The 11,250-nt window shown below is 68.9% G+C and carries 9 protein-coding genes; 4 read left to right on the forward strand and 5 right to left on the reverse strand.

The annotated features are described in order from the left end of the window. Positions 1-62 precede the first annotated feature (62 nt). Together mgtE and ilvD are read left to right on the forward strand one after the other, a co-directional pair. Positions 63-1,409: a magnesium transporter gene (gene mgtE, locus MAY35_RS06270; protein ID WP_238419999.1), complete on the forward strand. Its 1,347-nt coding sequence runs from the start codon at positions 63-65 to the stop codon at positions 1,407-1,409. Between the two features lie 270 nt (positions 1,410-1,679). Continuing rightward, positions 1,680-3,524, forward strand: a complete 1,845-nt coding sequence (gene ilvD / locus MAY35_RS06275; protein ID WP_238420000.1) for a dihydroxy-acid dehydratase — start codon at positions 1,680-1,682, stop codon at positions 3,522-3,524. A 96-nt stretch (positions 3,525-3,620) separates the two neighbouring features. On the opposite strand, the gene MAY35_RS06280 is transcribed toward ilvD, so the two are convergent. Further along, the gene (locus MAY35_RS06280) at positions 3,621-4,901 is read right to left on the reverse strand and encodes a DoxX family protein (protein ID WP_238420001.1); all 1,281 of its coding nucleotides are present in this window, start codon (positions 4,899-4,901) and stop codon (positions 3,621-3,623) included. Positions 4,902-4,995: 94 nt separating this feature from the next. Between MAY35_RS06280 and MAY35_RS06285 the strand changes: the two genes are divergently transcribed. Beyond that, positions 4,996-6,135 (forward strand): PQQ-dependent sugar dehydrogenase, encoded by a 1,140-nt coding sequence (locus tag MAY35_RS06285; RefSeq protein ID WP_245403695.1) that lies wholly within the window; start codon positions 4,996-4,998, stop codon positions 6,133-6,135. A gap of 49 nt (positions 6,136-6,184) precedes the next feature. Here MAY35_RS06285 and gatB read toward each other — a convergent pair whose 3' ends face one another. Next, a complete protein-coding gene (gene gatB, locus MAY35_RS06290) occupies positions 6,185-7,690 on the reverse strand; it encodes an Asp-tRNA(Asn)/Glu-tRNA(Gln) amidotransferase subunit GatB (protein ID WP_238420002.1) in 1,506 nt (501 codons plus the stop codon). 131 nt (positions 7,691-7,821) lie between these two features. Here gatB and MAY35_RS06295 point away from each other — a divergent pair, with 131 nt between their 5' ends. After that, positions 7,822-8,058 (forward strand): PspC domain-containing protein, encoded by a 237-nt coding sequence (locus MAY35_RS06295; protein WP_238420003.1) that lies wholly within the window; start codon positions 7,822-7,824, stop codon positions 8,056-8,058. 40 nt (positions 8,059-8,098) lie between these two features. Here MAY35_RS06295 and MAY35_RS06300 read toward each other — a convergent pair whose 3' ends face one another. From MAY35_RS06300 to MAY35_RS06310, 3 genes are all read right to left on the reverse strand, one after another. Further along, positions 8,099-9,133 (reverse strand): 6-phosphofructokinase, encoded by a 1,035-nt coding sequence (locus MAY35_RS06300; protein WP_238420004.1) that lies wholly within the window; start codon positions 9,131-9,133, stop codon positions 8,099-8,101. Between the two features lie 130 nt (positions 9,134-9,263). Continuing rightward, positions 9,264-9,914, reverse strand: coding sequence for a response regulator transcription factor (locus tag MAY35_RS06305; protein ID WP_238420005.1), 651 nt, complete (start codon positions 9,912-9,914; stop codon positions 9,264-9,266). Positions 9,915-9,923: 9 nt separating this feature from the next. Further along, positions 9,924-11,213 carry a sensor histidine kinase gene (locus MAY35_RS06310; protein WP_238420006.1) on the reverse strand — a complete coding sequence of 430 codons (1,290 nt, stop codon included), beginning with the start codon at positions 11,211-11,213 and terminating at the stop codon, positions 9,924-9,926. Positions 11,214-11,250 lie beyond the last annotated feature (37 nt).

Here is an 11,250-nt window from a genome sequence, read left to right on the forward strand (position 1 = left end):
CGACGGCAGCGTCGGACCTTCTGACGTGTCGTCGCCCCGGATTCCGGCGATAGAGTGCGGCCGTGGCGAACACCCGAACACTCGACGCCGGTGAACTCGACGACCTGATCTCGGCCGGGCGCCTGGCCGATGTCGGGACGACGCTGTCCCTGCTCCCGGCCGGCGACATCGCCGCCCTGCTCGACCGACTCCCCCACAAGTCCCGCGGCATCGCGTTCCGCCTGCTGGCCAAGGACCTTGCGGTGAAGGTGTTCGACGATCTGTCGGCCGGCTCGCAGCGCCGCCTCATCGACGATCTCGGCACCGCCGAGGTGGCTGCCGCCTTCGACAACCTCGACCCCGACGACCGCGCCGAGCTGTTGGACGAGTTGCCCGCGGGAGTCGCCAAGTCGCTGATCCAGCAACTCACCCCGGCCGAACGCGACATGACCGCAGTGGTTCTCGGTTACCCCCGGGGCTCGGTGGGGCGCCGGATGAGTCCCGAGTTCGTCCATGCGCGCGAAGACGAACCGGCCGGCGATGCGCTGGCCCGCGTGCGGGAACGCGGACACGCCGCGGAGACGATCTACACCGTGCCCGTCCTCGACGGCGCTCGCTCCCTGTGCGGTGTGGTCAGCCTGCGCGACCTCCTCCTGGCCGACCCTGCCGAACCCGTCCGTGCCCTGATGAACAAGCCGATGTTCGCCCATGCCGAGGACGACGCCGAGGCCACCGCGCAGCGGTGTGTGGACCGCGGGATCCTCGCGATGCCCGTCGTCGACAACGACAGCCGCCTGGTCGGTGTGTTGACGATCGACGACGCCGTCGAAGTCGTCGAACAGGCCCGCGACACCGACGAGGCCCGCGCGGGTGCGCGCGAACCGCTCCGCGACCCCTACCTGGTCTCCTCCATCCTGTCGATCACCCGCGCACGGATCGTGTGGCTGTTCGTCCTCGCGGTGTCGGCGATCCTCACCGTCAACGTCCTGGAGATCTTCGAGGGCACCCTCGAGCAGCGGGTGGCCCTCGCCCTGTTCATCCCGCTGCTCACCGGGATCGGCGGCAACACCGGTTCGCAGGCCGCGACCACCGTCACCCGCGCGCTCGCCACCGACGAGGTCACCCCGCGCGACGTGGCCCGCGTCGCCGCCAAGGAGGTGCGGGTCGGACTGACCATGGGCGCGCTGCTCGGCCTCACCGGGTTCACCGTCGCCGCACTCGTCTACGGCCTCGACATCGGCGTGGTCATCGGTCTGACGATCCTGTCGGTGTGCACCCTGGCCGCGACCGTCGGCGGCGTGATGCCGTTGATCGCGAAGTCGATCCGGGTGGACCCGGCCGTGTTCTCCACCCCGTTCATCTCGACGTTCTGCGACGCCACCGGGCTCCTCCTCTACTTCTCGATCGCCAAGGCGGTGCTGGGGATCTGACCCCGTCGGGGGACGGCGCCGACAAGGGCATGTCGGGGACGCCCGAATCGTTTTGTCCCCCCTCGTCACAGCGGAGTAGCCTGGCTTCTCGGCGCTCCCCCACGCCCACCCTCAGCGAGGCGGCGCCCGTCAACACAGCCGCGCCCGGCCACAGCCCGTGGGAACAACCCCGGGATCGCGGTGTTGAGCCGAAGAGTCCGGCGCCGGTCCGTCACTGCACGTCCGATCGCGCCGGGCCCGCCCGAGCCACACGATCGATTCGAGGAATCCATGCCTGCTCTGAGGTCACGCACCACCACCGTCGGCCGCGAAGCCGCCGGCGCACGTTCCCTGTGGCGCGCCACCGGGATGACCGACGACGATTTCGGCAAACCGATCGTGGCGATCGCCAACTCCTACACCCAGTTCGTGCCGGGTCACGTGCATCTGAAGGATGTCGGCGACATCGTGGCCGAGGCCGTGCGCGCCGCCGGTGGCGTGCCGCGCGAGTTCCACACCATCGCCGTCGACGACGGCATCGCGATGGGCCACGGCGGCATGCTCTACTCGCTGCCCAGTCGCGAGATCATCGCCGACTCCGTCGAATACATGGTCAACGCCCACACCGCGGACGCGCTGGTGTGTATCTCGAACTGCGACAAGATCACCCCCGGCATGCTCAACGCCGCGATGCGCCTGAACATCCCGACGGTGTTCGTCTCCGGCGGACCGATGGAGGCCGGAAAGGCCGTCGTCGTCGGCGATGTCGCGCATCCGTCGTCGGATCTGATCACCACCATCTCGGCCTCGGCCAACAGCGAGGTCGACGATGCGGGCCTGAGCGAGGTCGAAGCTGCGGCGTGCCCCACCTGCGGTTCGTGCTCGGGCATGTTCACCGCCAACTCGATGAACTGCCTGACCGAGGCACTCGGGCTCGCTCTGCCCGGCAACGGCTCGACCCTGGCCACCCACGAGGCACGCCGCGCGCTGTTCACCAAGGCCGGTGAGGTCGTCGTCGACGCGGCGACCCGGTGGTACCGCGACGACGACGCGTCCGTGCTGCCCCGCAACATCGCGACGCCCGCCGCCTTCCGCAACGCGATGGCGCTCGACGTCGCCATGGGCGGCTCCACGAACACTGTGCTGCACATCCTGGCCGCCGCCCAGGAAGGCGAGGTCGCCGACTTCGACCTCTCGGTCATCGACGAGATCAGCCGCAATGTGCCGTGCCTGTCGAAGGTCTCCCCCAACTCCGACTACCACATGGAAGACGTCCACCGGGCGGGCGGAATCCCGGCCATCCTCGGTGAACTGCGCCGGGCCGGACTCCTCGACGACACCACCTCCACGGTGCACACCCCGACGCTGGCGCAGGCGCTCGACGACTGGGACATCCGCGGCGGCAAGGCCATCGACGAGGCCGTCGAACTGTTCCACGCCGCACCCGGCGGTGTTCGCACCACCACCCCCTTCTCGACGGCCAATCGGTGGAAGTCCCTGGACGTCGACGCCGAGGGCGGATGCATCCGCGACCTCGCGCACGCCTACACCGTCGAGGGTGGCCTGTGCGTTCTCCGCGGGAACCTCGCACCCGACGGTGCCGTCCTGAAGACCGCGGGCATCGATGAGGACCTCTGGCACTTCGAGGGTCCGGCCCGCGTGGTCGAGAGCCAGGAGGACGCCGTCCAGGTGATCCTGTCGAAGACCATTCAGGCGGGCGAGGTGCTCGTGGTCCGGTACGAGGGTCCCGCGGGCGGGCCCGGTATGCAGGAGATGCTCCACCCGACCGCCTTCATGAAGGGCACGGGCATGGGCAAGAAGTGCGCGTTGATCACCGATGGCCGCTTCTCCGGCGGGTCGTCGGGACTGTCGGTGGGTCACATGTCACCGGAGGCCGCCTCGGGTGGCGCCATCGGGCTCGTCGAAGACGGCGACCCGATCCTGATCGATGTGAAGACCCGTCGTCTCGAGGTCCTCGTCGACGAGGACGTCCTCGCCGAGCGCCGCGCCAAGATGGAGGCGTCCGAGCGCCCGTGGCAGCCGAAGGATCGCGAACGTACGGTCACCACCGCGCTGCGGGCGTACGCCAAGCTGGCGACGTCGGCCGACCGGGGTGCGGTGCGCCAGGTCGACTGACCTCTGGATGTCACAGGTCGACTGACCTCGAACAGATCAGACAGAGAGTGCGGGGTGGGTATCGAAATCCGATACCCACCCCGCACTCTGTGTGTGTCAGGCGAGCGGGTTGCTGCCGTTGGCCAGGACCCAGACCGCGACGGCCGCAGCCGCGCCGACGATGAGCCAGAGGAACGACCCGACGAAGGGGCGGCGCGCCCAGCCACGGGGATAGTCCAGCGAGTACAGCCCCGGACCGGTGAGGATCACGACGGCGGCCGCGACGGCGAGGAACAACTCGAACTCCACCCCGCCCGCGGCGGCGAAGAACGCGAAACCGCCTGCCGCCGAGATCTTGTAGGCCGCGGCGACGAGCATCGTGCCCAGGATCGCCGAGGCCCCGATCGGGGTGAGCAGACCGAGGATCACCATCAGCCCACCGATTGTCTCCGACAGCGCACCGACGATGGCGAGCACCTGCGCGTAGTCGGCGTTGAAGCCGCCGTCGACGAGCATCGACTCGAACCCGCTGAGCCGTGGGCCGTTCCAGAGACCGAAGAGTTTCTGCAACCCATGGGCGCCGACGACGAGTCCCAGTGCGACGCGCAGCACAAGCAGTCCGAGGTCGATGGTGCCGCGGCGGGACTTCGCGAGGGCATCGGAGAGATCGTCGTCGGCGGGGGTCGTGTTCCGGTTCTCGACGGCATCCTTGCGACGACGTCCGAATCGGCGGGTCCTGCCGTCCTCTTCCTCGTCGACGGCAACCGCGGTGTCCGACGCCTCGCGCCGCGGATAGGCGCCGGCGGACGAGTCCTCGTCGTCGAGGAAGTCGTACCGGGCGGTGCCCACGGGCGGCAACGCCGGTTCCGGGGTCGTGACCGCGTCGTCGACGGGTTCGGGGACCGGGGTCGCGGACGGACTCTTCGCGAACTGGACCGTCGCGGCGTCCTCGGTCGCGGCTCCCGTGGCCGCGGGGTCCTTGGTCGCGGGGTCCCTGGTCGCGGGGGCCGCTGCCGCAGGGTCCTGTGACGCGGCGCCGGGGATCGAGCGCGTCTCGACGTCACCGGGATCGAGGTCGTCGAGGTCGTCGACCCGCGAGTAGGGCGCGGGCGTGCGACGTGCGTGCCGGTTGTAGAAGTCGTCGCGGTCGGGCGTCGTGGGCGCGGACGGCGGTACCGGGGCACCACCGCCGGGTCCTGCGGCTCGGGGTTCGGGAGCTCGGGTTCCGGGAGCTCGGGTTCCTGCAGCTCGGGTTCCGGGGCCTTCGGGTCTGGAACCGGGAACCGGTATCTGTCCGGTCGGCTCGTCGTAGGGGCTCATCGCCCCGTCGTACGGGGTCGCCCCGCCGGGTGCCGGTGTGTCGCGCCCGCTGGTGCCCGACGTATCGCGTTCGCTCACACGCCCGACTCTAGAGGCTCTCGAGGCGCCCTCCGCGCACCCCGCCGGGGTGAGTCGGGATGACGACATTCGACGCACCACTACTGTGGACGCCATGTGGAAGGGGCGCCCGGCATGGGTCCGGTGGCGAGTGCTGGTGACGGTTCTGGCCGTGGTGACGATCATGGTCGGGGGGTGCGCCGATTTCTCCGCGCAGGACCGTGAGCGCGAAGCCGGTGCCTTCAGTCCCAACAACCGGCCGAGTGGTCAGCCCGAACCGACACCACCGCCGGCCACACCGCGTGAGACGCAACCGCCACCCACCGGCCCGTGCGTCGACCCCGACCCGGCCGTCATCGCGACCTGTCTGGCCTCCACCGGTGGTGTCATGCCCGGAGACGAGCAGGGCGAGGTGACCGTCGTCGCCGAGCGCACGACGGGCCGAATCCTCACCACCAAGCGCTACGGCCCGCAGCGAACCCTGGGCGAGGCACAGGTCGACGCGTCCGGTGACGGCGGTTTGATCGATTTCGCGTTCTCCCCCACCTATTCTCAGGACCGCCTGATCTACGCCCTCATCACGACTGCGGCGGACAACCGCATCGTGCGACTGGCGCCCGGCGACGTGCCCAAGCCGATCTTGACCGGAATCCCCAAGGGCACCACGGGGAACATGGGGTCCATGTACTTCCGATCGCCGACCGAACTGGTGGTCGCCACGGGCGATGCCGGCAACCCCGCGGCCGCCGACGACCCGTCGTCACTCGCGGGCAAGGTGTTGCTGGTGACCTCGCTGTCCTCCGGGGCGAATCCTCGGCCCACCGTCCTCGCCGCCGGGTTCGGTTCCACCGTGTCGCTGTGCCCCAACGCCTCGACCGGGACCATCTACATCGCCGATCAGAAGGCGACCGAGGACCGCGTGCAGGTCCTCGAGGAGGGCGGCCCCAAGGTGCTGTGGACGTGGCCCGACAAACCACAGATCGCCGGATGTGGTGTCGCAGGCGGCAACATCTTCGTCTCCACGACGCGCACCCAGCGCATCGAGGGCATCAACGAACCCACACGTGAAGAGCCGACGATCACCGCGCCGGCCGTCGTGCTGGATCGACGCTACGGGGCGCTGGGCCGGATGGCCGCGCTGCCCAACGGCCTGCTGCAGGTCGCGACGGTGAACAAGGAAGTGGGCGCGGCCAAGCCCACCGACGATCGCGTGTTCCGCTTCCTGCCCTCCGGCGGTGGCAACGACCGGACGTGACCCTTCGAGGCTCGCTGCGCTCGCGACGAGCCTCGAAGGGCGGCGAGCCTCAGGAGCAGGCGGCGATGACGAGTTCCTTGACGCGCGCCGGATCGGCCTGTCCGCGAGTCGCTTTCATCACGTCGCCGACGATCTTGCCCGCGGCCGCGACTTTGCCGCCGCGGATCTTCTCGGCGATGTCCGGGTTGGCGGCCAGCGCATCGTCGACGGCCTTCTGCAGTGCCGAGTCGTCGCGGACGACCTCGAGGCCGCGGTCGGCGACGATCTGAGCGGGTTCGCCCTCTCCGTCCAGGACTGCGTTCGCGACCTGCTGCGCGAGCTTGGTGGTCAGCTTGCCCTCGTCGACCAGACCGACGATCTCGGCGACCTGGGCGGGCGAGATGGCGAGGCCGTCGAGTTCGACCCCGCGCGAGTTCGCCTGCTGGGCAAGGAAGGACACCCACCAACTGCGGGCGGCTTCGGGTGAGGCCCCCGCGTCGACGGTGGCGATGATCAGGTCGACCGCACCGACGTTGACGAGGTCGCGCATCACCTCGTCGGAGACGCCCCATTCCTGCTGGATACGCGCCCGGCGCAACCACGGCAGCTCCGGCAGGGTCGCGCGCAGGTCTTCGATCCAGGCCGAATCAGGCTGTACCGGTGGGAGATCCGGTTCCGGGAAGTAGCGGTAGTCCTCGGCGGTCTCCTTCCGACGACCCGCCGACGTGGTGCCGTCGGACTCGTGGAAGTGACGCGTCTCCTGGATGATCTCGCCACCCGCGTCGAGGATCGCGGCCTGGCGGCGCATCTCGTAGCGCACGGCGACCTCGACGCTCTTGAGCGAGTTCACGTTCTTGGTCTCGGTGCGGGTGCCGAACTCGGTGGCGTCCTTGCGCATCAGTGAGACGTTGGCATCGCACCGCAGGGAGCCCTGATCCATCCGGACGTCCGAGACGTCCAGTGCCTTCAGCAGGTCGCGTAGCGCGGCCACATACGCCCGCGCGACCTCGGGTGCGCGCTCGCCCGCCCCGACGATCGGGCGGGTGACGATCTCGACGAGGGGAACCCCGGCGCGGTTGTAGTCGAGCAGCGAATGACTCGCGCCGTGGATGCGCCCGGTGGAACCGCCGATGTGGAGGGACTTGCCCGTGTCCTCCTCCATGTGGGCCCGCTCGATCTCCACCCGCCAGGTGGTGCCGTCGCCCAACACGACGTCGAGATACCCGTCGTAGGCGATGGGTTCGTCGTACTGCGAGATCTGATAGTTCTTCGGCTGGTCGGGGTAGAAGTAGTTCTTGCGCGCGAACACACTCGAGGGTCGGATCGAACAGTTCAGCGCGAGCCCGATGCGGATCGCGGACTCGATGGCCTTGGCGTTCACGACCGGCAGCGAACCGGGCAATCCGATGCACACCGGGCACACCTGCGTGTTGGGTTCGGCACCGAACTCGGTGGGGCAGCCGCAGAACATCTTGGTCGCGGTACCCAGTTCGACATGCACCTCGAGGCCCATCACCGGATCGAAACCGGCGATGACCTCGTCGTACTCAAACAGTTCGACGGCGGCGGAAGTCATGGCTGTCAGTTTATGCGGCCATATCCCAGGGACACGTTCAGGGTGATCACCGATGCCGCGGGGCGGCCTCTGCTCCTACCGTCGAAGACATCGGCTGACACCCGCCGAGACACCACCCATGAGGAGGACCCATGACCACCGCACAACCCGCCCACATCGGCCCGCGCCTGATGCGCTCGCGCGACAACGCCTGGCTCGGTGGGGTCTGCGGTGGCATCGCCGAGCGCTGGAACTGGGACCCGACCCTCGTTCGCGCGCTGTTCGTCCTGTCGATCCTGTTCCCCGGACCGCAGGTGCTGATCTACCTGGCGCTGTGGATCGTGATCCCTCGCCGGCCCGCCCCGGCCACTGCCACCCCGGTCGTCTGACCCCACCCGTCCGTAGACGGGGACAAGGACAAGGACACGATCATCCGAAGATGACCCGGATCTCCTCGTACTGGTCCGCGGGCACCGTCTTCAGTTCGCCGAGCGCCTCGTCGAAGGTGATACGCGCGATCTCGGTGCCGTGCAGGGCGACCATCTGTCCCCAGCCCTCTTCGGCGACCAGATCCGCGGTCGCCATGCCCATCCGGGTGGCGAGCACGCGGTCGTAGGCCGACGGCACGCCACCGCGTTGGATGTGTCCCAGGACGGTCGCGCGGGTCTCGATGCCTGTTCGTTCCTCGATCATCGGCGCGAGCACCTCGCCGACGCCGCCGAGCCGGGGACGGTTGAACCCGTCGAGTCCCTTCGTCGAATGGGCTTCCTTCATGTCGGGGAGCTTGAAGCCCTCGGCGACCACCACCATCGGTGCGCGCCCGCGATCCCGAACGCTGGTGACCCAAGCGCAGATCTGGTCGATGCTCTCGGGGTTCTCCGGGATCAGGACGACGTGGGCGCCGCCGGCGATACCGGAGTGCAGCGCGATCCACCCGGCGTGGCGGCCCATCACCTCGAGGACCATGCAGCGCTTGTGGGAGTTGCCGGTGGTGCGCAGCCTGTCGATGGCCTCGGTCGCGATCTCGACGGCCGTGTTGAAACCGAAGGTGTAGTCGGTGGCGTCGATGTCGTTGTCGATGGTCTTGGGGACGCCGACGATGTTGATGCCGTCGTCGAACAGTCGCTTCGACGCCGCGGCGGTTCCTTCTCCGCCGATCGCGATGACTCCGTCGATCTCGAGGTTCTTGAGCACCTTCGCGATGTTCTCGGGTCCCCCGTCGGGCTCGGTGTACGGACCGAACCTGCTGGTGCCGAGGATGGTGCCGCCCTGGTTGGACAGGCCCCGGACCGAGGAGCGGTTCAGTTCGACGATGTCGCCGTAGACCAGTCCCGCCCATCCGTCCTTGAAGCCGACGAACTCGTGCCCGTACACGGTCTCGCCCTTGAGCACCGCACCCCGGATCACCGCGTTCAGACCGGGGCAATCACCGCCGGACGTCAGAATGCCGAACCTCTTGGTCACTGGCGAGACCCTCCCTGTCGTCACTCTCGAGAACGCGCGCACGTCGGTGCGCGGACATCCCCAATCTAGTGCGCATGCGGGCCGGCCGCTGACCCCGAAATCCCAGGCCCAGAAATTCCTGATCCCTAGATCACTTGATGCCGTTCTCGTAGGCGAAGACCACCGCCTGCGCCCGATCGCGCAGACCGAGCTTTCCCAGCAGGCTGCTCACATGGGTTTTCACCGTCTGCTCGGTGACGTACAGCTCGGCACCGATCTCGGCGTTGGACTTGCCGTCGGCGACCAGGTCGAGCACCTCCCGCTCGCGGGGGGTGAGGGTGTCCAGACGGGCATCACGTGGCTGCCGCCGGCGGTTGGCCGTCACCTCGGTGATCAGCCGCCGCGTGATCGACGGCGCCAGCAGCGCCTCGCCGGCCGCGACCACGCGCACCGCCCGGACGAGTTCGTCGGCGGGTGCGTCCTTCAGCAGGAAGCCCGAGGCTCCGATGCGCAACGCCTCGTAGACGTAGTCGTCGATGTCGAAGGTCGTCAGCATCAGTACCCGCGTGGGTGGCTCGGTCGACGACCCCAGGATCTGTTCGGCGGCCCACAGCCCGTCCTTGCGCGGCATCCGCACATCCATCAGGACGACGTCGGGGCGGACGCGGCGGCACACCTCGACGGCTTCCACCCCGTCGGAGGCGTCGCCCAGGACCGACAGGTCCGGCTGGGCCGCGAGCAGCGCCGAGAATCCTTGACGCACCATGGCCTGGTCATCGGCGATGACTACGGTGATCGGCACGCCGCTACGCTACCGCCCGGACGGCGACTCGACGGAACCCGGAACGGTCGCGATCTCGGCGACGACGACACCGTCCCGGCGTGGCGCCGACGGGATCAGCGCGCGTACCGCGAAACCCCCGGTCGGGGTCGGCGCCGCGGTGAGGGAACCACCCACCGCCTGGGCCCGATCGATCATGCCCGGGATGCCGACGCCACTGCCGCCGAGGTGTAACGGTTCGGCCGTGGCGGGAGTGTTGACCACGGCGACCTCGACGAGGTCGCCGCCGGCCCAGGCGACGCTCACGTCCACGTGCCCTCCCGGCGCATGTCGAGTGGCATTCGCGAGGGACTCCTGCACGATCCGATACATCACCAGAGCCGCCGACTCACCCACCTCTTCCGGCTGGACCTCGCGGCGCAGGGTGACGTCAGATCCTGCGCGACGCGTCTCCGACACCAGCGAATCGAGTTCTGCCAAACCTGGATTCGGTGCGCCGACGGCATCGGCGCCCTCGACACGCAGGACGCCGAGCAGCTGTCGCACCTCGTCGAGGGAGGTGCGCGCGGCCTCGGCGATGGCCTCGAATTCCGCTGCGGCCGAGGGACTCACATCGGGCACCCGGTAACGGGCGGTCTGCGACATCACCACGACCATCGACATGCGATGTGCCACCACGTCGTGCAGATCGCGTGCGATCCGGGCGCGTTCCTGCAACACCGCCGCCTCCGCCTCGGCGGCCTGCGTCTGTTCGGTGCGCACCGCCAGCTGCCGACGGGAAGCCATGAGCCCGCGGAGCAGTGCGACCACGACGGCGAGCACCGAGATGCCGAACACCCAGCCGATCCGGGCGGACGGTTGTACGGCGAACGCCATCACGATCGACGTCGACGCCCACACCACGGGTATCCACCGGAGCGGGCACCGGAGCAAGGCCATGAACGTGAGGACGAGCAGCTCAATGAGGTGGGTGACCTGGATGGTCAGTTCCCACGAGTCCCTTGCGGGCACGACGATGCCGATGAGTTGCGCCGAGACCACCGAGACGCCCCAGCCGACCAGCGGCGCCGACCACGCGAGGGCGATCGGCAGCGCCGCGAACGCCGCGACCACGGGCAACACGAACGCCGGTACGGCGTGGGTGATGGGCAGCGTCGGCCAGGAGACCGAGTACATGACGAGCGCCACGAACAGGAAGAACCAGTTGATGCGCGACGAGAAGTAGTGCCGCACCGCGGGGTCCTGTGCCACCGGCGCGGTCGCAGCCCACTCCAGCGAGGACGCACCCGCCTTGCGGAGTGTCTTGCGGTATCCGAACATGCCTTCACCCTAGGCTCGCCGACCGCGGGAACACCTC

It is taken from the genome of Gordonia sp. 'Campus' (assembly GCF_022206305.1).
Taxonomy (GTDB): domain Bacteria; phylum Actinomycetota; class Actinomycetes; order Mycobacteriales; family Mycobacteriaceae; genus Gordonia.

Bases quoted from the DNA above. Each gene is read 5' to 3' on its own strand.
- MAY35_RS06310 (WP_238420006.1), bottom strand. From the start codon at position 11,213: ATGTTCGGATACCGCAAGACACTCCGCAAGGCGGGTGCGTCCTCGCTG.
- MAY35_RS06285 (WP_245403695.1), top strand. From the start codon at position 4,996: ATGTGGAAGGGGCGCCCGGCATGGGTCCGGTGGCGAGTGCTGGTGACG.
- MAY35_RS06295 (WP_238420003.1), top strand. From the start codon at position 7,822: ATGACCACCGCACAACCCGCCCACATCGGCCCGCGCCTGATGCGCTCG.
- ilvD (WP_238420000.1), top strand. From the start codon at position 1,680: ATGCCTGCTCTGAGGTCACGCACCACCACCGTCGGCCGCGAAGCCGCC.
- gatB (WP_238420002.1), bottom strand. From the start codon at position 7,690: ATGACTTCCGCCGCCGTCGAACTGTTTGAGTACGACGAGGTCATCGCC.